The organism is Corynebacterium sp. ZY180755 (assembly GCF_054331495.1).
In genome coordinates, this window is record NZ_CM135811.1 from 1,272,104 (window position 1) to 1,292,139 (window position 20,036).

The following is a 20,036-nucleotide window of genomic DNA, read 5'->3' on the forward strand; positions in this document are numbered from 1 at the left end:
GCTGTTAAAGATGTTAACTACTGTGAATAGAATGTATTAAAGGTGACTTTGCTAAAAAACGAGCCTAAACTTCAACTTGAGGTTTAAGTTTCGGGCGTGTCTTAAGTGAATGTCTTGACGCTGAATTATCCTTGACGAAGAATAAAGAGAAACGTTCCACCGCGAGCCAGAGATCGCAAGGAGAAGATGTATGACTGATCGTCCAGTGCAGGAATCACTATTTGACATGGGCCCTGATGAAGAAGTTGGCTACCGCGTACCTATCGCATGTCAGGTTGCTGGCATTACTTACCGCCAGCTCGACTACTGGGCTCGCACCAAGCTGGTTGTCCCTTCTATCCGCACCGCCCGTGGCTCCGGCTCCCAGCGTCTCTACTCCTTCAAGGACATTCTGGTTCTCAAGATCGTTAAAGGTCTCCTGGATACCGGTATCTCTCTCCAGAACATCCGCCTCGCCGTGGATAAGCTCCGCGACCTCGGCGTAGGTGATCTAGCTGAAATCACTCTAGTTTCTGACGGCACCACCGTGTACGAGTGCCGCTCCAATGAGGAGGTCATCGATCTTCTGGGCGGCGGCCAGGGCGTTTTTGGAATCGCAGTTCCTGGCATCATGAAGGAACTCACCGGCACAATTTCTGCCTTCCCATCCGAGCGTATTTCTGACTTCCTAGAGCCAGACGAGAACGTCGTTTCCGTGGATGAGCTGGCACTGCGCCGCAAGCGCCGTTCTTCCTAGCCTCCGCGCTTACAACCCCGCTTCGAGATTCTCTGGATCGAAGCGGGGTTTAAGTTTTCCTCATATGCTGGAAGCAAATAATAGCGTTAAGGGCGGCACCTGATAGTGCCACCCGTAATTCTGGGCTTTACAGCCCAGATACCTTATTCACAGCCGCTGCGATCTGATCTACGTTAGTGGCCTTCTCGGTTGATCCACCAAGCTCATTCACGGCGTTGGCGATGGCAGGGTTAATGTCTTGCTCGCCAACTTGTACCACGTTGAGCTGTACGCCCTTAGCTTTCGCTTTCTGGAGTGCTGGTGTGATGTCCCAACTATCCACCGTTCCAGATGACACGAGGACAATTCGAACGGGTTTGTCAGGAGTCGAAACTGCTGCGGCTTGATCTAGTGCGGCGCTAACAGCGGACAGCGTCTGAGGCTCGCCGGCGGTTCCAAAGCCTTTAACCACCGTCGCGGCGGTCTGTCCACCCGTGGCGTCATCCAAACCAACGTTGGCGCGCCATCCCTTAACCACGCCTGGGTTCAGCGGTGATGAGTAGTTCCACAGACCCACGTTGGCAACGGCTCCTACCTTGATGGCCGCATCCGCGATTGCGTTGGAAGATGCGCTAAACCAGGTCTGGTTACCTTGAGCCCCACCCATAAAAGCGGAGGTGTCAAGAAGGTAGAGGGTAGTGGTTGGTCCGTTTGAGGTTTCAGAATCCTTCTCTGATGGCGCCTTGGGGGTGCTGGCGGATTCCGCTTTGCCTTGAGAAGCGGATTGTTGCTTGCCTTCAACGTTTGCCAGTGCTTCAGCCGCGGCTATACCGGTGAGGGAGGAGAATGCACTTTCGCCTTCGATGCCTGCCACAACACCGAATTCGGCGCCAGCGCGAGTTTGATCCTCGGATACTTTGTCAGTTGGATTGAGTGCGACGGCCCGGATAGGAAGCGTGACGTTCTTGCCCTCAGATTGCAACGGGAGGAATGAGTAGCCTTCGGGAACATTCAGCTCGCTTACGGCGATCGCTTCAGCGTTCTTAGCAACCGCGTCTGATACTGCCTTACCACGAGAATCCTGGAGCACTTTCTGAAGCGCCTCTTGGTCCTTGGGGTTCTGGCCTGCAGCCACCAGTGCGGTGGCTAGAGAGTTGCCCTTCGACGCGTAGGTGATTGAGTCCTTCACTGCGTCGAAAGACTCTGCATCTGTATTCGTGGCAACACCCACGTTTCGGTGGTCAATCACCGGCCACTCAAGTGTCGCCGCGCTACGCTTAGCGTTGGCCAAGTAAGCGTTCGCAGTACCATCGGAGGCTGCGGTGATGTAGACGGCCGCCTCTGAGATATCGTCAGTGAATTCTGCGGTGACGCAGTGATCGCGCACGACTGAGTTGGAGCCATTGAACGTAGCGATTGCTGGATCAGCAAGCTCCTGGCTGGTGGCAGCCACTTTGATGGCCATGTCACCCTCGATACACTCTGGGCCCTGCGCTTGGTCATCGCGTCCCACGGTGGATGTGAGCCACCAGATAACGAGCGCGATGATGAGGAGAATTGCCAAGACCGTGGCGATGAATGAGCCAGCGATCTTGTTGTTGCTTGCACCGGTTGAGTGTCGTGCCACCAGCACTGCCCTTTCTGCATTGGTATATGCCAACCAGAAGCAACGCCCCCGGGTGGTTACTTACTGGTCAACGGTCGTAACTTCCGAGTGTAGTGCCTTTGCGGCATCGATAGTTGCGACAAGCCGGTCGCGCAGTAGCGAGGCTCGTTCTGAGAGGGCGCGCTGGCGGGCGACATACTCGGCCTTACCCTCGGGGGTTTCAATGGCTACTACACCGAGCCCGTACTCCCGACAATCGTAGGGGCTTGCCTCCATATCCAATATGCGCGCGTCCCATGCCAACTCAAAGGTATCTAGCCAGAGATCTCCGGGAACAATGGGACCGAGCTTTGCAGACCACTTGTAGAGATCCATGGTCGCATGGAGACAGCCCCGTTGATCATTGCTTGGTTGAGTGTCTCTACTGAGGACTGTGAAATTTAACGGCACCGCAGGTTGTGTAAAGAAGCGGTAGGCGTCAAAGTGGGTGCACCGCAGGTTGTTAGCTTCAACAACCTCATTGGTTCCTTGGGAGCCCAGACGCAGAGGTAGGTCATGACGCGGACGGTCGGTCTTGTACACCATGGCCCACTCATGCAGTCCAAAGCAATCGAAGTGTACGGGGTTGGTGTTAGTTTTACTCAGGAGATCTCTAATGTACAGGAAGGTTTTCCCGCGTTTCTCCCACAGCTGATGTATATCTACCGTGACCCCATCTGTGGTGCGGTGGTAATACTTCCAGCCTTCGTGCTGTGGAGATCCCTCCAGCACCGTACCAACGCCTGGGTGCCAACGGTGTAGGTGTGCTGCGCGGATAGGATAGTAGTCGAACAGGAAGTCGAAGACGGGATGCTTTTCATTGACCTTGCGACGCGCCAAATGGTCCTTCGTGTACACGTCCGCGCGCGCAGAGTGCGCGCGCTCCAGGCGGTGCCACGTGCGTTCGTCGAGAATCTGGAGTGTGGACATATTAGGAGTTTTCGTGGGTCCAGTCTGAGAAAGTACCTACGTATTCCTCAATGAGGTCTTCAAGGGAAAGCACGCCTATCAGCTCTCCGCGCTCGCGGACCTGGGCCATGTGCGCAGATTTCCGGTGCATAGTGTGCAAAGCATCATCAAGATTTCCGGCGGCGTCCACAACGGACAGCGGCCTAATTTCTGAGCGGTGAACGATCGCGTCCGGATTGGAATCGTCAAAGCGATCCAAAACATCCTTGATATGGATGTAACCAACATAGGAGCCTTGTTTGTTGGTCACTGGGAATCGCGAGAAACCAGTCTCGTTAACGGCTTCTTCGATGTCAGCCAGCTTTGGTCCGCGTGCACCAAACGGAATAGTGCGAACATTGTCCAGAGGGATAATGACTTCCTTGATACTGCGGTTTTCAGAACGCAGCGCCTTGCGTAGTCGGAGGGCCTCCTCTGCGTCCAATAGGCCCTCGGAACGGGACTGAGCAATCATCGTTGCCAACTGTTCTTGGTCTACGGTGGCGTCCAACTCATCGCGCTGCTCAATGCCAAACGCCCGCAACGTAATACGTGCGATCCAGTTCATGAACGTGATGATGGGGCGGGTGATACGCATGAACACGATCAGCGTAGGTGTAAGCCAGATTGCCAGAGTTTCTGGGCCTGCCAGGGCGATGTTCTTAGGAACCATCTCGCCGAACAGGATGTGCAAGAAGGTAATAATCGTCAGTGCGATAACAAAGGAAACCGGGTGGAGAAGATTCTCCGGTAACCCCCAGTTGAGGAAAGGTTCCTCGATGAAATGGGCGATAGCGGGCTCAGCCACTTTACCTAGGATGAGGGAACAAATCGTGATGCCCAACTGGCAGGCTGCGAGGAGAATGGATAAATGCTCAGTGGCGTAGAGGACTCTCTTGGCGCCCCGGCGGCCCTGTGCGATGAGGTTTTCAATTCGGTCTTTTCGCGAGGAAATCAAGCCGAATTCAGCAGCAACGAAGAAAGCGTTAGCGAGGAGCAACGCTACGATCATGAGGATTGTCTCAACAATTCCCATATTTACTTCTCACCATCCTTTCCTTGAGCCTTAGGCTGCGACACGGTTGTCGCTCCCTTTTCTTGCCCACCCTTGTTGTCCGTGGCGAGGAAGGCCTCTGCTTCCTGATCTGAAATGGGGGTAAGGATGACCGTGTCTACTCGTCGATCTTCCATTACCGTCACCTTGGCCAGCCAACGTCCGTTGTAACCAGACTCAAACTCTGCACGCATAGGATTGCCTGATTCTGGTAGCAACAACTGATCTCCTGCTACAGGGATGCGACCGAGCTCTGCCATCACAAGGCCGCCAAGGGTCTCGTAGGGGCCTTCTGGGGCGTAGTAACCCACGTGTTCGTCCAAGTCATCTACTCGCACAAGACCGGACACAGACCACGAGTTACCGAAGCGCTGAAAATCGCGCTCGGACTCTTCATCATCGTGCTCGTCGTAAACCTCACCCAGAATCTCCTCAACCACGTCTTCGATAGTGATTAAGCCAGCGGTTCCGCCGTATTCATCCGCGACCAAGATGACTTGGGCACCTGCTGTGCGGACAGCGTTGAGAACGGCGTCACCGTCTAAGCTTTCCGGCACTACGGACGTAGGGCGGGCGAGTTCATCAAGCGTTGTCGTTGCGCGCTGGTTTTTAGGCACGCTAAACGCATCCTTGTAGTGAACGATTCCGACCGTATCGTCCAAATCACCGCGGATGACGGGGAACCGCGAGTGGCCGGTCTCAATCGCCAGTTTGATGAGATCCAGTACTGTCTCATCCACGCTCAAGGTGTCAATAGTGGAGCGTGGCGTCATGAGCTCAGCGGCGGTTGTTTCACCAAACTTCAGGGAACGGTCGAGCATCAATGCGGTGGTCATTTCCAATCCACCCTGTTCCGCGGAATTTCTCACGAGAGCCGTCAGCTCTTGGGTCGATCGAGCAGAGGCCAGCTCATCAGCCGGTTCAATTCCCAGTTTGCGTACCACCCAGTTGGCGGAGGCATTCATCGCTTTGATGAAGTACTTGAAAACCGAATTGAACGCATTAACAGGCCCCACCACTGTGCGGGCTGTGCCCAGAGGCTTCGTGATTGCGATGTTCTTTGGCACCAGCTCACCAAAGACCATGGACAAAAACGTTGCGACGATAAGAGCCAAGATCATGGCGATCGCTGGTGTGATATTGGTAGGTGCTCCAATGGCCTCCAGTAACGGGGTGAAGAACTCGGCAAGAATAGGTTCTGCGAGGAAACCCGTTGCCAGCGTAGTGATGGTGATGCCTAGCTGTGCACCGGAAAGAACGAAGGAAAGGTTCTGATAGTCACGCAGAACTGCTTTCGCACGTTTGTCACCGCGTCCTTTGACGTCGTTGTCGATGGTTGAGCGCTCTAGGCCGGTGAGGGCGAATTCAATGGCAACAAACAGACCTGTAGAAGCTGTCAGCAAAATAAAGCCGACTAAGGAAATGATGGAAATCAATATGTCCATTAGCTAAAAACTAGCCTTTCGCCGCGAGCCCGTAGGACGTGGTGAAAGACCGGGGTATGAGATTGGATCCTTCTTAGTGAGTAGTAATTACCGTACCGGCAGTGCTGTGCAACGGTACTGGTTAACGATGGCTCCCATTGTAGGAACTTCCCGCCAAGGTGTTCAATTTATTTTTCGGGGCGTCGGCCAAATTTTCTTATCGACGTCCGCGGGATCTGCCGCGACCTCGCGCCGGCGTCGCTCGCTGATTGGCGTCCCCGGCGCGCCGGGCACCGCGACGACGCCCAGAACGATGGTTGCGCCGAGCGGGTTGTTCATCACCACCGTTTTTCCGGCTTCGGTTACGACGTGCGGAAGGGTGCTGTGTGGCGTCATCCTGTGTGGACGTAACCTGTGCACCAAAAGCCGGAAGCGCACGGCCGGTAGGTTCCTTGGCCCCGGTGATTCGGATTAACTCTGGGGAAGTTTCATTGATGACGTAGGTACTCGGGTTCACGCCGGCTTTGCTGAGAAGAGTGTCTACTTCTTTCATCTGCTCATCAGTAACCAGCGTGACAACGGCGCCCCGTGCACCGGCGCGTGCGGTACGTCCAGCGCGGTGAAGGTAGGCCTTGTGCTCTGCTGGCGGATCAACGTGGACCACAAGGTCTACGTCCCCAATGTCGATTCCGCGGGCAGCGATATCGGTTGCCACAAGAACAGGCACAGACCCATCAGAGAAACCCGCTAGGGCATTGGTACGCGAACCCTGGCCCTTATCGCCATGCAAGCCGGCTGCGTTAACGCCTACGCGACGTAGCTTCTTGACCTGCCGGTCCACACCGTGTTTGGTACGCATGAACATGATTGTCTTGCCGGATCGTGCTGCTATTCGTTCGACAACGATATTGCGTGTGGTCTTTTCACCCACGTTAAAACGGTAGTGGGCCATGGTCTCCACTGAAGCCTCTACCGCGGCGGTAGCGTGAGTCACTGGATCACTCAGAAAACGCTGAACAAGTTTCTCAACTTGATTATCCAATGTTGCGGAGAAAAGCAGGCGTTGTCCACTAGCTGGAGTGAGGCGCAAAAGCCTTGTCACCTGCGGTAGGAATCCCATGTCCGCCATTTGGTCCGCTTCATCCAGCGCGGTAACAATTACCTGGTCCAAGTAAAGGTGATGATTGTCAATGAGGTCTTGGGCGCGACCTGGGGTGGCTACGAGCAAGTCAACTGGCGCCGCCAACGAGCGGATGTGGTGCTTGATGTTGACGCCACCGACCACGTCTAGAATGCGCAGGCCTAGTGAGGCAGCGGGATCATCCAAGCGCTCACGCACCTGTGCTGCGAGCTCTCGCGTGGGTACTAGTACGAGTCCACGGGGATGAGCGGGCTTCGACGCACCAGAGCGTGCAAGCTTCGTCAGCATTGGCAGACCAAAGGTGAAGGTTTTGCCAGAACCCGTTGGGCCACGCCCCAAAATATCTTTTCCTGCTAACGCGTCAGGAATGGCGGCAGCCTGAATTGGAAAGGGCGTCTCAATCCCTTGCTCCCTTAAAGTGCGGACGATAGGAGCGGGAAGGCCAAGGCTGGCAAAAGATTCAGTCATTCGTACCACTCTACTTCCTACCAGCATTTTTTATCGCATTCACTGCCGCTTGGGCGTATGGTGTCCGCTGACTGCGTTGGCAGCTGGCGGTGGGTGAGTATTAGTGTGGGCGGGGTGAACGACAACGAAAAGATCTTAGAATTGCTCCACAGTATCACTAGCTCGGGGGACCTCAGCCACGAAAAGCTGGAGGAATTGGCCACTTTCAACAGCGGTTACGGAGATACCATCGGCATCCGCTTCACCAAGGCAGCTAGCGACAGGGTCGTAGCCACGGTGCATGTCTCAGATAAACACCTGCAGATCACTGGCATTGTCAATGGCGGTGTTTATTGCTCTATCGCGGAAACTGTTGGTTCTGTGATGGGCATTATCGCCTCCCGCGGTGGGGTGGTTGTGGGTGTCAACAACAACACGGACTTCCTCAAGCCAGTGACGGCTGGCGTCATCGAGGCTGAGGCCACTGTGATCCGTGCTGGTAAAACTACGCAGCTTATCAATGTTGACATGACCCACCGCGGAAGCCTAGTAGCGCGAACAACTCTGCGCACCATGGTTATGCCTAAGCCGGCTAACTCCAACCCCGGCCGACGCCAGGATAAGTTCTCCGTGGGCTCAGATAACCGCTAACTAAAACTCATACCGCCAGAGCGGAGGCGTTCGAGGTAGTTGAGTCCAAGCCCCGTAGCAGGGGTGAGGATTCCGCCGCCGCTTCCACCGAATGCGCTTCCGTCCTTGACAAGCGTAACGGCTGCTTCCGACAACATCATAGGGGTGACCTTGTAGCCAGGGTCCCCCTGAGCGGTGACGCAGGTGTTTACCTCGCGACCAGATTCGGTAACTCCGTAGTGGATGATCCTGAAGAAACCAGAGTTCAACGCCTCAGTGGACGGCCCCTTGCCAGGTTCAGGAACAAACCGTGACAGGGTTTGACGTAACTGGGGAATCTGAATGAGTTTGAAGCCGATAACCGTCGCAGCGCTGACCTTGAGTGCGTTCCTAAGCCCCTTGAAACCACCCTTAGTGGACATGGCCTCTCTGTAATGCAGCTTATCTCCCCACAATTGATCGAGGAGGGCGTTAGATCGGCGTACCACACGGGAGTTAAAGGGACCCATCATAAATGGTGCCAACCAGATTGGCGCCGGCGAGCGATCGAATTGACTAATGACTGGGTCATGAGCTTGATTCATCTTCTTAGCCGATGCCGCTGGATCAGGATTTAGGGTGAATGGGTTCTCCAGCAATTCTGCTAATGCAGGATCCGCCTTAGCTGCAGCAGCTTGTTCGCGCATGGAATCAATCGTGCCACCAGACAAACCTCCCTTGAGGCCGTCCACCACCATGGTCACCTCAGCGAGGGGCTCTTGGGCTTTTTGATGCAGACGCAGCATGCCCATATCTGAAGGAACTGAGTCAAATCCGCACGCGTGAATGATAGCGGCACCCGTCTCTTGGGCTTTCGCGTGGTACTTATCGATCATGCGACGAATAAACAACGCTTCGCCACATAGATCTACGTAGTTGCGACCGTTCTCAACGCATGCCTTGACCGTCACCTCACCCCACCGTGCGTAAGGACCAACGGTGGAGATGACCGTGTTGGTTGCAGTCACCATGGCCGAAATAGAGGATTCGTCTTCCACGTCAGCTGACACTAGGGGATAGTTGACACCGAGCTCTGAGTTCAAGGACTCCAGCTTGGCTTGGTTTCGACCAGCCCACGCTATCCTGAGGTCACCGTGATGATCCACGAGGTATTGGGCGGTAATTTTTCCCACGAAGCTAGTGGCACCGAACAAAACGATGTCGAATTTCTGTGAATTATTCTCATGTGTTGACATAGGCGCCAGTGTAGGCCTTTTTAGAGCCAGTTGTTGCGCCTAAACCAGATCCACAGCGCAACTACGGTGAGAAACATGACGAAAAGCACGACGTAGTAACCGTGTTCCGCATACAGTTCCGGCATGTTTTCAAAGTTCATTCCGTAAATTCCAGCGACTAGAGTAGGCACTGCTGCCATGCCAACAAGTGCGGAGATTTTACGCATGTCAGAGTTTTGCTGCAGAGAAATCTTTGCCACAGCCGCATCAATGAGAGACGTAAGTCGTTCATCAGAACTGAGGAGTTCATCCCGTGCGCGGCTCTCGTGATCGTGCACGTCGCGGAAGTAAGAACGCAGTTGTTTGTCTAAGATGTCTTTGTTGTCAGTCACCAGTGCCCTGACAGCTGGTTCGAGGGGATCGACCGAGTGACGCATTTCCAAGACTTCTCGTTTGAGCAAATAGATTTGGTCAACGTTGATCGAAGCGCCGGGTGTGAACACCTCTTCCTCCAATTCATCAACGTCGCCGGATAGTTCAGCTGCGATGGAGACGTATTGGTCGACCAGAGCATCTGACACCGCCCACGCTATGGAGGCAGGGGAGCTCATCTGTGGATTGTTGGACACATCGAAGGCACCCAGTAGTTCCGGCATCGAGGTGTTATGCCTGATTGTGATGATGAAATCGCGCCCAATGAGGATGTGAATTTCACCAGTCTCAATAACCTGTCGAGATGAACAGATGTTGGTTTCGGCAACATCGAACTCAGAGTACTTAACTGATCGAACCACGAGGAAGAGCTGGTCATCGTAGCGTTCTACTTTTGGGCGCTGCCGGGCCTTTACGGCATCCTCGACAATCAAATCGTGGAGCCGGAAAGCCTTAGCTATATCCTGCATGCGCTGATCAGTGGGTTCCCACAGGCTCAGCCAGACGAACGCTGCGCTGTCTTCTGCGCGCTTCTCCTTAAGGTGTGCAAGTGCCTCGTCGTAATCGCTGGCTTCGTAAGCTACTTGACCGCCGGAGATGACGTAGCAGTGGTCCATATCCTTCGATTCGGCTATTTCAGGAATGGGAGATGGCTTAGCAAGTGCACGCTTAATGGGGTTACGTGAACGCCGTTGAGGGTTAGTCACTATCTTCATCCTTGATTAAAACCGAACAGACCTAGATGATCTTATACTTATTTTCATGAGAACTTGGTCTGAGATTGTCGCTTTAAACCCACAACACTCCGCAAACTATGCCGCCAGATGGAAACAGTTTGCTGCCGAGGGCAAAGATATCGTGGGCGAGGCTCGGCTTATCGACGCCATGGCGCCGCGAGGCGCAAGGATTCTTGATGCCGGTTGCGGCACCGGCCGCATCGGCGGCTACCTAGCCGCCTGTGGCCACACGGTGGTGGGTACGGATCTGGATCCGTACCTCATTGACGTCGCAAAGCAGGATTTCCCCGACGTTGCGTGGCATGTGGGGGACTTAACCCGCGATGCTATCCCAGAAGGCAACTTTGATTTAGCGGTGGTAGCTGGAAACGTTTTTGGCTTCATCGCTCCCGAGGGCAGGGACGCCGCCCTACGCACTATTTATAATGCGCTGGCGCCGGCAGGCCGCGCAGTCATTGGTTTTGGTGCTGGGCGTGGACTAGCGTTTGGGGAGTTCTTTGAGCTATGCGAAGCCGCTGGTTTCACAGTGGAGGGGAAGTACTCCACATGGGAATTGGATCCCTTTGAGCTAGGAAGCAGTTTCCTGGTGGCAGTCTTGAGGAAATAAAAAGTCGCCTCATTTCTGAGGCGACTTTTTCACTGGGGCAAGAAGGATTAGTTCTTGCCGTTGAAGCGTAGGTTATCGCGAACCTCAACTGGAAGAGACTTGCGATCCTCTTCACTGTACTTGCTGGTGAGCATGTTCAGAGCATTGCGGGCGTGGAACTGCTGGCGGGTGGTAGCCAGGTTCCAACGCTTGCGGGACAATGCGTTGATGCCCCAAGAAACGACAGCGGTAGCGCGGTTGCGGAAGCCAACGAGGAACATGACGTGGACAACCAACCACAGGATCCAACCGATGAAGCCGGTGATCTCCACCTTTCCCATCTTCACTACTGCATTGAAGCGAGAGACGGTAGCCATGGAGCCCTTGTCAAAGTACTCGAAGTTTTCTCGCTGGTCTGGGGTTGCGCCCTCCAGCTCGTTAGTAATTACCTCAGCAACGTATTCGCCACCCTGGATTGCTACCTGTGCAACACCTGGGAGGTTGTTGAGGTTCATCATGTCACCAATAACGTAGACGTTCTTGTCCTCGCCCACGGTGAGGTCTGGGTTAACCATGACTCGACCTGCGCGGTCAACCTCTGCTCCGAGCTGGTCAGCGATCAGCTTGCCCAGAGGAGAAGCAGAAACGCCTGCAGACCAGATCTTGGTGTAAGACTCGATGGTGTGTAGATCTCCGGCCTTATCCTTGTAGGTAACGGTGGAATCATCCACGTCGTTCACCATGGCATTGAGGATAACGGTGACGCCAATCTTTTCAAGGGAACGCTGCGCGTTGCGGCCCAAGCGCTTACCAAATGGTGGCAGAACCTGTGGCGCACCGTCGAGCAGGATGATCTTGGCGTTTGCTGGGTTGAAATTGTTGTAGGCGCCGGACAGAGTGCGGTGAGCCATTTCAGCAATCTGGCCTGCGAGCTCAACGCCGGTTGGGCCAGCGCCAACAATTACGAAAGTGAGCAGGCGCTCACGCTCAGCTGGATCGGTTGCAAGCTCAGCGCGTTCGAAAGCACCAAGGATACGCGCGCGGATCTCTAGAGCGTCATCGATGGACTTCATACCAGGGGCGAACTCGGCGAACTGGTCGTTGCCAAAGTAGGACTGGCCAGCACCTGCAGCGACGATGAGGCTGTCATACTCAACAACCTGTGAGTACTCGCCCAGTTCTGCGGTGACTGTCTTATCAGTGGTGTTGACGTCTACTACTTCGCCCTTCATGACAGTGACATTTTCCTGGTTTGCCAAGATCTGGCGAGTAGAAGGGGCGATTTCGCCGGAGGAGAGGATGCCAGTTGCTACTTGGTAGAGCAGCGGCTGGAAGAGGTGGTGGTTGGTGCGGTCGATCAGAGTGATGTCTACATCAGCATCTTTGAGGTCTTGGACAGCAAATAGGCCACCGAAGCCGGAGCCAATCACAACTACGTGGTGGCGGCCGCCGTCTGGGCGAAATGGAGTTTTAGACATAGTTTAAGTTTTCTCCTGTAATCGGATAACGCAACAAACTTAAAAGCACACTTCAGCATGCTTGCCACAGTTTGAAGTGGAGCACTATAAAACTTTGCTGCCGAATTATCTACAGTTTTGGAAAATAATTGCACCTTACTTAGGTGATCTACATCATGGTAGTCGTTTCGAACCTCTAAAGCACACCGGACATATTGCGTTCAAGTAGCTTTTGCTTTTGCGCCCGGTTGCACACCCGTTGCAGCACTGTGTGATAAGGAGGTATCTTGTCCTGACCTGCGCAAATCGACAACTGGTATTAAGGGGATGGAAACTAGTGGTGGCCCCAACCCCCACGATTGGTGAATCAGTTGTGTTTTGGTTGTGGAAGGTTGGGGGTAATAACCGTGACTCAATCGTCCGATGCAGAAAGCTCCGCGGAGAGAGGTTATGTTTTGCGGTGTTCCTTCGGCGTGGAAGATAAAGGTGCCAAAAGCGGAAAACTAGACTTGTCTTTCATTGGAGGAGACAAATTCTGCAGCGAGGGGGCTTTTGATGGTGGTGCGTGGATCATCGGACTTTGGTCGGCCTTTAGGCAAGGCACAAAAGTCCTCAATCGATCCTGAGGTCTGGCCACGGATCGCGGAGGTGCCGGTCACCGTGAAGTCCCAGTGGGGGGCGCGTAAAGCCGAGGCTGCTTTTGCGCAAGCGTGTGACAAGGCTGGATTGCAGCTTCAGGGGGCACGTGCGGATTTGCTGGTGGATGAAGAGACGATGTTTGTTCGCATCGCCACATCTGGTTGGCTTGGGCTTGCGGAGAGTTATATGGCGGGGGAATGGCGAAGTACCAACCTTGTTGACGTACTCACGAGGCTTCTTGAAGTCGGCTACTCTCCCAAGGCCAAGGCCGCCCATGTGGGCGGCGCTTACACGGGTCTTGACCTTCCGCCAGACTTAGTTCGCCTCAGTACCCAAGACGGTCTGAGTAGTTTTGGGCCGGTTTTCTCCGGGGTCCCAACAACTGAGCGCACTGAGATGAAAAGCTACGTGCGTGGGGCGGGGCACGGTCACGAACCGGGGACTCATTACGTAGATGTCACCACGCTCACTGACCCCTCGCTCGTGGAACGCGCGGATTTGGCTGCGGGGCAGCTAAAGACAGTGACAATGCTCTTAGACGCTGCCCACGTTCGCGGTGGTACGCACCTTCTGGATTTTCCTAGTTCGGGTCCTTCCGTGGCAATTGTGGCTGGGCAACGCGAAGCAACGATTGATACCTTGAGTCCCGATCTGGATCACGTGCAAGATACTCGACAGATCCTCAATCTGGCTGGGCATGATGATCGTGCTCATGTTGAGCTTATTGATTCCCCGCTGCTAGCGCCGCGCGACTGGATGCATCATTACGATGCAATTACCAGTATTGAGAAACTTGAAACCATGGGACCACGTGCCCGTCGCATGTATGTCAAGTCGCTCGATCGCATGCTCACCATGGGCGGGTACCTAAGTATGCAGACCGTGGTGACGACAGGCGCAATGCGCTCCAGCGCGGAATCTGGCTTGGATGTGGCTAAAGCTTACCTGTGGCCTGCACAAGAGTTCCTGGATATCGAGGGGTTGCACAGGTTGTTCGATTCTGAAACCGGACTTCGTATCATCGGTCAAACCCATGTAGGCAATCACTATGTAAAGGGCGTCCATATTCAGCGAGAGAATTTTGAGGGGCGATCCAGGGAAGCCGCCGCAGAGGGTTTTGATGCTGTATATCGGCGCATGTGGGTCTTTTACTTAAGTATGAAGGAGGCGTTATTGCGGGTAGGGGCGCTAGATGTTGTTCAGCTGAAAATTACTACCCGCAACCGTCGCGGGCGCAGATAGTTCTACGCCAAAGGCCGAGCTCCTATAGGGGCTCGGCCTTTTTTCGTCCAAACGCCTGAATCTAAGTTCGCATGAAGAATCCGAGATGAGGAAGATTTATTTTTCGCTGCGTAGAAAAACTCGGCGTTTCCGATTGACGATCTTCTAAATGTGACCTAGACTACTTTTCTAAATACGAATAGCGATTCGTATGAACATCTTACAGCCGTACTGAGTACACGACAACCTTAGGAAACAACGATGACCAACAATGAGTCCATTTACATCCTTTCCGCGGCACGCACCGCAATTGGAAAGTTCGGAGGATCCCTAGCCTCCTTTGGTCCGATCGAACTAGGCACCTTCGCAGCGAAAGAAGCCATTAAGCGAAGCGGATTGAATGCCAAAGAGATTGAGACCGCAGTTTTTGGCACCGTAGTTCCAACCACCCCACGCGATCTTTACCTCTCTCGCGCTGTGGCACTGGAATCAGGGCTGCCGGAATCTTCTATTGCGATGAACGTCAACCGCCTGTGCGGATCTGGTCTGCAGGCCATCGTTACCGGTGCACAGCAGCTGCTCACTGGCGACGCTGGCATCGCCCTCGTTGGTGGCGCGGAGTCCATGTCCAACGCACCACACACCATTCCGGGAATGCGCTTCGGTAACCCAATGGGACCGGGCAAGGTGGTCGACTGGTTGACTGAAACCCTGACCTGCCCAATGGGTAACGGTGGTATGGGTATCACCGCTGAAAACGTGGCTGAGCACTACGGCATTAGCCGTGAAGACCAGGATGCATTCGCGCTACAGAGCCAGGAGCGCGCTCAAGCAGCGATTGCAGCAGGAACATTCAAGGATGAGATCGTTCCAGTAACCGTGAAGACCCGAAAGGGCGAGGTCATCTTCGACACCGACGAGCACCCGCGCGCTACCACGCTTGAGACCTTGGCAAAGCTCAAGCCAAGTTTCAAGAAGGACGGAACCGTCACCGCCGGTAACTCTTCCGGTATTAACGACGGCGGCGCGGCCCTCATTTTGGCCACCGAATCTTCTCTCTCCAAGACCTCTCAGGCACCTCTCGCACGTATCGTCGGTTGGGGAGTAGCGGGTGTCGATCCTGCCAAGATGGGCATCGGTCCTATCGCTGCAGTGCCTGTTGCGCTCAAGCGTGCTGGCCTCGAGCTCTCCGACATCGACCTGATCGAGTCCAACGAGGCCTTCGCTGCCCAAGCGTTGGCGGTCGAGCGTGAGCTGGGCTTCGACCCAGCGATCACCAACCCTGATGGCGGTGCGGTTGCACTGGGCCACCCAGTTGGCGCTACAGGCGCAATCTTGACCACTAAGGCAGCGTACAAGCTTAAGGCAACAGGAAAGAAGTACGGTCTGATCACCATGTGTATTGGTGGCGGACAGGGTATTGCACTGATTATTGAGGCGGTTTAAACGATGATTCCTTCCAATATTTTTTCTCATACTGATATCACCAAGGTCGCCGTTATTGGCGCTGGTTCCATGGGTGCCGGCATTGCAGCACAGTGCGCCAACGCCGGTATGGACGTGGTTCTGCTGGATATTCCGTCCGAAGAGGGAGATCGCTCCCAGCGTGCCATCGATGGAATCAAGACCCAGGTTAAGCGCAGGGGCTTCATGAGCCCAGCGTTCGCAGAGCGTATTACCCCTGGTAACACAGAAGACAGCCTAGAACTGCTTAAGGATCGCCAGTGGGTCATTGAGGCAGTCTTTGAGGATCCAGACGTTAAACACGATCTCTACGCGAAGATCGAGCCGTTTCTAGCTTCAGACACTATTTTGTCCTCCAATACCTCCACCATTCCTTTGGCAAAACTGGCGGAGAAACTGTCCGATGATCGTCGCAAGAACTTCGTCATTACCCACTTCTTCAATCCACCTCGCGTGATGAAGCTGGTCGAGGTTGTCACCAATGACAATGTTGCTCAGGAAACCACCGAGCGCATCACCAACGCCATTGAGCAAGGTTTGGGCAAGTATGTTCTCGATTGCCGCGACACCCCAGGCTTCATCGCTAATCGCGTGGGTAACCTGTGGATGGCTGCTGGTGCACGTATCGCATTCGACAACGACATCAAGCCAGAGCTTGCTGACGCCGTGTTCTCCAAGCCGTTTGGAATTCCGCGCACCGGCATCTTTGGATTGTTTGATTATGTAGGTCTACAGCTGATCCCATTCATTTGGGGATCTACCACCAAGGCGGTTTCCGCGGATGACGCATACAACACGTTCAACATTGCTAACGAGCCACTGTTTACTGGGCTCATTGAGCGCGGCCTGACGGGACGTACAGGTGAGTCCGGCATCTATCGTGGTCGCGATGAGGTTGTAACGGAAGACTTCTCCTACCGTAAGAAGGACGTGGGTGAGGACGAGGCTCTCTCCAAGAAGACTGCCAAGGAAGTCATGGAAACCGACTCACCGGCAGGCCGATACGCTAAGGACGTCTTTTTCGAGACTCTAAAGTACTGCATCGAAACAGCCGAGGAAATCTCGGACACCGTCGAGCAGGTTGACGCTGCTATGGAGCTCGGCTACGGCTGGAAGAAAGGCCCATTCAAGCTTGCCGATGACCTGGGATTGGATTGGATCAAGGCTCTCGCTGAGGAGAAGGGCTTCAGCCACGAGCTTCTGGATGCAGCCATCGCCAACGGCGGATTCTACCCAGGTGAATTCGAAGTACTGTCGTCCACTGGTGAGAAAGTAAATTCCGGAAAGCGACACGGCGTGGTGACCCTCGCAGAGCTAGAGGCTGCAGGTGAGCTTACCGAGGTATCTAACAACGGTGCCGCTCGTATCCTGCGCACCAAGGACGATATCGCGATCTTCGATTTCCTCACCCCCATGAACTCCTGCAACAAGCCGGCTATCGAAATGATGGCAGAGCTTGTAAGCACCGCAAACGACTACAAGGCGATCGTTGTTGGTAATGACGAAGCTCGCGCATTCTCTGCCGGTGCACATCTTCCAACCATCGTTGAGGCGGGAGAGACTCGCGACTTGAACAAAGCAAGCGAGTTTATTCGCCGAGGTAACCAAGTATTCCGAGGTTTGCGTGCTTCCGGTGTTCCAGTTGTGGGTGCTGTTCGTGGCGTCGCACTCGGTGGAGGTATGGAGCTGATGCTTGCTTGCGATGCTGCGGCCGTGCATGCTGAAACTCGGGTCGGCTTCCCAGAAAGAAACGTGGGTCTGTTCCCAGCTTGGTGTGGCACCGTTCGTTCTCTGCAGAACTTGCAGACAGCAGGTGTGAGCGCAGCAGATTCCGTGAAGCAAACCTTCGAGCTGATGGCTAACGCTACCCCGATTAGCGCCGTGGCAGCCAAGGAGAGGAACTTCTTGGGTGAACGCCATGAGATCTTCCTGTCCGACGATCACATCTTCGGTTACGCACTCGAGATAGCACGTAAGCTTGCCGACGAATACAGCACACATAACCCAGATATCGCATTGGAGTCGGCCGGTGATCTGTTGTCCTCGTATGATGAGGCCAACCCAGATGCTCTCACAGACACCGATCGCGAAATCCTCGCCGCGTTGGAGGAGCACCTTGGTGGTACTCGTACCGTCAGCGTAGACGAGCTCGGCGAGTCCGAGGTCACACACGCAACGCCACTGGTCATTCGCGACAACCAGTTGGAGCGCGCTCGGGCTATGGCAACGACCCGCAAGCCACTGCGCAATTAATTAGGCCGCACTTAAGGTTAAGGCTCCTTGGCACACAGATTGTGTGCCAAGGAGCCTTTTTCGCTTCCCTGGTGTCGCATGCCACCGCGCGAGGATTGCAGCGCCGACTAGGCCTCTCGTGGTGAGGGGATTCTGGAGTAGAGGGTGGCAGCGAGAAAAAGCTACGCAGACCTCCTTTAAGCCGGTATGAATCGTGGGAAGCTTTCCCTCTAGGCTTATTGGCACTGCAGCGCCACGATCATTGATGCGGTTGATTTTGCCAAGGAGCGCCGTCTCCAGGAGCTTTAGCGTGAGGAAAGCCACCGAACTCGTCATCTACAGCGCGGTGAGCCCAAAATGGCTCGAAGCTCTGCGCAATGGCTCGTAGTACCCGAACTTAGGTTTGAAGTCCCCACCGAAGGGTGGGGCCTTGCACAGGCGGCCCAGGTGACTTGATAGCCACCGACTGACCTTGGGCCTGGGGCGCGTCGTAAAGCCCGCGAAACGGGCCACTTCCCGCAAAGGAAGTGGCCCGTTAGGAGTGGGTAGTTTTATTTGTAAGCGCCAATGCCGGTGATCTTCTTGCCGATGATCAGCGACTGTACGGTGTCAGTGCCCTCATAGGTGTGGATGGCCTCGTTATCCACGAGGTGGCGCATGACGTGGTTCTCCAACAGAATGCCGGATCCGCCAAGCATATCGCGCGCATTCAGTGCGATCTCACGCGAGCCGCGAGTACACTGAACCTTCGCCATCGACGCCTGCTGCTGGGAGAGCTCACCCTTGACTTCAAGGTCGGTAACACGACGCATCAGCAGCATCATATGAGTAAGCTTGCCCAGCATGTCTGAAAGACGCTGCTGAATCATCTGGTTAGCCGCTAGAGGCCGACCAAACTGTACACGGGTAGCTGCATGCTCACGAGCGATTTCATAGCATGCAATAGCGTTACCCAAAGCCATCCAACCTACGGAGAGGCGAGTAGCGGTCAAAACAGATGCGGTGTCGCGGAATGTCTTGGCCTTAGGCAGCTGATTCTCTGCAGGGATACGGCAATCGGTCAATGTGATGAGTGCCTGCGGAATTGCGCGGAGGGAAACCTTTCCTTGGATGGTTTCTGCCTCGTAGCCAGGAGTGTCCTGAGGGACGAGGAAGCCGGAAACTTCGCCGTCTTCGGTGCGGGCCCAAACGACCGTAACATCACCCACGGAACCGTGACCGATCCATCGCTTCTGGCCGTTGAGAACGAATTCATCACCATCGCGAACTGCTGAAGTTTCGAGTGCGATGGAATCGGAGCCATGATCTGGCTCGGTGAGTGCGAATGCGCCAAGCTTCTCTGCACTTGCTAGCTTTGGAAGCCAGTAAGCCTTTTGCTCGTCTGAGCCAAGCAGGTCGATGGAACGCATTGTCAGACCCGCCTGGACGGCGATGGCTGTGGCCATGGATCCATCACATCGGGAGATTTCCATGTTAACGAGGCCGGCTGCAAGAGGGGAAAGCTGCTCGTATCCTTCAACCGCGAGTCCGTCAGTAAGGAGGCCAAGCTCGCCGAGACGCTTTACCAGTGGGAGTGGGTATTCTGCCTTTTCCCAAGCATCGTTAATTACTGGAAGCGCATCCTCTTTGTAGGAAGCGGCCTTGTTCCACGCCTCGAGGTCTGCGCCCTCTACGTCATTGAACACTCCGAGAAAATCGGTGGTTCCATCGAGAAGTTCTTTAGCAGAAAGTGTCATGGTGATCTCCTTACTTTGGAAGGTGTGGGATGAGAGAGTGATCCACTATTGCGAATTTCAATTCGTATTACCTAGTGTGACCTACATCGCACTGTCTGTCAATGGAAAACGGGTAAAAAGTTGGAAAATAACCGAAAATTAGTGACTTGCATCGCAAAAGTGTGCTCTAGGACGCGTTAAGGCGTGAAGCTAGCCCATTGTTCGCGTGCCCACTTCTGCACTCAAAAGGAATTAGTGCTAATGTCTATTCGTAAAAATCGCTGAATCTTCGCTGTGCTGAATGTGCGTAGCCGTCTGCTCGCCAGTGCAGCGCC

At 54.5% G+C, this 20,036-nt stretch carries 15 protein-coding genes; 6 read left to right on the forward strand and 9 right to left on the reverse strand.

Going from position 1 to position 20,036, the window contains the following annotated elements; genetic code table 11:
• The first annotated feature begins 190 nt into the window (after positions 1-190).
• Entirely contained in the window at positions 191-736 is a 546-nt protein-coding gene (locus ACXM2N_RS05900; RefSeq protein ID WP_458486844.1) for a MerR family transcriptional regulator, read from the forward strand.
• A 127-nt stretch (positions 737-863) separates the two neighbouring features.
• Here ACXM2N_RS05900 and ACXM2N_RS05905 read toward each other — a convergent pair whose 3' ends face one another.
• From ACXM2N_RS05905 to ACXM2N_RS05925, 5 genes are all read right to left on the reverse strand, one after another.
• On the reverse strand, positions 864-2,342 hold the full coding sequence (locus tag ACXM2N_RS05905) for a hypothetical protein (RefSeq protein ID WP_458486846.1): 1,479 nt from the start codon (positions 2,340-2,342) through the stop codon (positions 864-866).
• A 60-nt stretch (positions 2,343-2,402) separates the two neighbouring features.
• Positions 2,403-3,290: a 3-methyladenine DNA glycosylase gene (locus ACXM2N_RS05910; protein WP_458486848.1), complete on the reverse strand. Its 888-nt coding sequence runs from the start codon at positions 3,288-3,290 to the stop codon at positions 2,403-2,405.
• A 1-nt stretch (position 3,291) separates the two neighbouring features.
• A complete protein-coding gene (locus ACXM2N_RS05915) occupies positions 3,292-4,344 on the reverse strand; it encodes a hemolysin family protein (protein WP_458486850.1) in 1,053 nt (350 codons plus the stop codon).
• A 2-nt stretch (positions 4,345-4,346) separates the two neighbouring features.
• Positions 4,347-5,807: a hemolysin family protein gene (locus ACXM2N_RS05920; protein ID WP_458486852.1), complete on the reverse strand. Its 1,461-nt coding sequence runs from the start codon at positions 5,805-5,807 to the stop codon at positions 4,347-4,349.
• A gap of 196 nt (positions 5,808-6,003) precedes the next feature.
• A complete protein-coding gene (locus tag ACXM2N_RS05925) occupies positions 6,004-7,395 on the reverse strand; it encodes a DEAD/DEAH box helicase (protein ID WP_458486854.1) in 1,392 nt (463 codons plus the stop codon).
• Between the two features lie 114 nt (positions 7,396-7,509).
• Here ACXM2N_RS05925 and ACXM2N_RS05930 point away from each other — a divergent pair, with 114 nt between their 5' ends.
• A complete protein-coding gene (locus tag ACXM2N_RS05930; RefSeq protein ID WP_458486856.1) occupies positions 7,510-8,025 on the forward strand; it encodes a PaaI family thioesterase in 516 nt (171 codons plus the stop codon).
• On the opposite strand, the gene ACXM2N_RS05935 is transcribed toward ACXM2N_RS05930, so the two are convergent.
• Together ACXM2N_RS05935 and ACXM2N_RS05940 are read right to left on the reverse strand one after the other, a co-directional pair.
• Positions 8,022-9,239, reverse strand: a complete 1,218-nt coding sequence (locus tag ACXM2N_RS05935) for a saccharopine dehydrogenase family protein (RefSeq protein WP_458486858.1) — start codon at positions 9,237-9,239, stop codon at positions 8,022-8,024. The genes ACXM2N_RS05930 and ACXM2N_RS05935 overlap by 4 nt on opposite strands.
• Positions 9,240-9,259: 20 nt before the next feature.
• Positions 9,260-10,366 (reverse strand): magnesium and cobalt transport protein CorA, encoded by a 1,107-nt coding sequence (locus tag ACXM2N_RS05940; RefSeq protein WP_458486860.1) that lies wholly within the window; start codon positions 10,364-10,366, stop codon positions 9,260-9,262.
• 46 nt (positions 10,367-10,412) lie between these two features.
• On the opposite strand from ACXM2N_RS05940, the gene ACXM2N_RS05945 reads away from it, so the two are divergent.
• On the forward strand, positions 10,413-10,994 hold the full coding sequence (locus tag ACXM2N_RS05945) for a class I SAM-dependent DNA methyltransferase (RefSeq protein WP_458486862.1): 582 nt from the start codon (positions 10,413-10,415) through the stop codon (positions 10,992-10,994).
• A gap of 47 nt (positions 10,995-11,041) precedes the next feature.
• Here ACXM2N_RS05945 and ACXM2N_RS05950 read toward each other — a convergent pair whose 3' ends face one another.
• Positions 11,042-12,451, reverse strand: coding sequence for an NAD(P)/FAD-dependent oxidoreductase (locus ACXM2N_RS05950; RefSeq protein WP_458486864.1), 1,410 nt, complete (start codon positions 12,449-12,451; stop codon positions 11,042-11,044).
• A gap of 534 nt (positions 12,452-12,985) precedes the next feature.
• On the opposite strand from ACXM2N_RS05950, the gene ACXM2N_RS05955 reads away from it, so the two are divergent.
• From ACXM2N_RS05955 to ACXM2N_RS05965, 3 genes are all read left to right on the forward strand, one after another.
• Entirely contained in the window at positions 12,986-14,311 is a 1,326-nt protein-coding gene (locus tag ACXM2N_RS05955; protein ID WP_458491034.1) for a class I SAM-dependent methyltransferase, read from the forward strand.
• A gap of 240 nt (positions 14,312-14,551) precedes the next feature.
• Positions 14,552-15,736 carry a beta-ketothiolase BktB gene (gene bktB / locus ACXM2N_RS05960; protein WP_458486866.1) on the forward strand — a complete coding sequence of 395 codons (1,185 nt, stop codon included), beginning with the start codon at positions 14,552-14,554 and terminating at the stop codon, positions 15,734-15,736.
• A gap of 3 nt (positions 15,737-15,739) precedes the next feature.
• The gene (locus tag ACXM2N_RS05965; RefSeq protein WP_458486868.1) at positions 15,740-18,007 is read left to right on the forward strand and encodes a 3-hydroxyacyl-CoA dehydrogenase NAD-binding domain-containing protein; all 2,268 of its coding nucleotides are present in this window, start codon (positions 15,740-15,742) and stop codon (positions 18,005-18,007) included.
• Between the two features lie 530 nt (positions 18,008-18,537).
• Here the strand turns inward: ACXM2N_RS05965 and ACXM2N_RS05970 are convergent.
• Positions 18,538-19,722, reverse strand: a complete 1,185-nt coding sequence (locus ACXM2N_RS05970) for an acyl-CoA dehydrogenase family protein (protein WP_458486870.1) — start codon at positions 19,720-19,722, stop codon at positions 18,538-18,540.
• Positions 19,723-20,036: the final 314 nt, after the last annotated feature.

Excerpts from the sequence above, each read along its gene's own strand:
- ACXM2N_RS05950 (WP_458486864.1), bottom strand. The coding sequence starts at position 12,451 with ATGTCTAAAACTCCATTTCGCCCAGACGGCGGCCGCCACCACGTAGTT.
- ACXM2N_RS05965 (WP_458486868.1), top strand. The coding sequence starts at position 15,740 with ATGATTCCTTCCAATATTTTTTCTCATACTGATATCACCAAGGTCGCC.
- ACXM2N_RS05970 (WP_458486870.1), bottom strand. The coding sequence starts at position 19,722 with ATGACACTTTCTGCTAAAGAACTTCTCGATGGAACCACCGATTTTCTC.
- ACXM2N_RS05910 (WP_458486848.1), bottom strand. The coding sequence starts at position 3,290 with ATGTCCACACTCCAGATTCTCGACGAACGCACGTGGCACCGCCTGGAG.
- ACXM2N_RS05915 (WP_458486850.1), bottom strand. The coding sequence starts at position 4,344 with ATGGGAATTGTTGAGACAATCCTCATGATCGTAGCGTTGCTCCTCGCT.
- ACXM2N_RS05945 (WP_458486862.1), top strand. The coding sequence starts at position 10,413 with ATGAGAACTTGGTCTGAGATTGTCGCTTTAAACCCACAACACTCCGCA.
- ACXM2N_RS05955 (WP_458491034.1), top strand. The coding sequence starts at position 12,986 with ATGGTGGTGCGTGGATCATCGGACTTTGGTCGGCCTTTAGGCAAGGCA.
- ACXM2N_RS05935 (WP_458486858.1), bottom strand. The coding sequence starts at position 9,239 with ATGTCAACACATGAGAATAATTCACAGAAATTCGACATCGTTTTGTTC.
- ACXM2N_RS05920 (WP_458486852.1), bottom strand. The coding sequence starts at position 5,807 with ATGGACATATTGATTTCCATCATTTCCTTAGTCGGCTTTATTTTGCTG.
- ACXM2N_RS05925 (WP_458486854.1), bottom strand. The coding sequence starts at position 7,395 with ATGACTGAATCTTTTGCCAGCCTTGGCCTTCCCGCTCCTATCGTCCGC.
- ACXM2N_RS05940 (WP_458486860.1), bottom strand. The coding sequence starts at position 10,366 with ATGAAGATAGTGACTAACCCTCAACGGCGTTCACGTAACCCCATTAAG.
- ACXM2N_RS05900 (WP_458486844.1), top strand. The coding sequence starts at position 191 with ATGACTGATCGTCCAGTGCAGGAATCACTATTTGACATGGGCCCTGAT.
- bktB (WP_458486866.1), top strand. The coding sequence starts at position 14,552 with ATGACCAACAATGAGTCCATTTACATCCTTTCCGCGGCACGCACCGCA.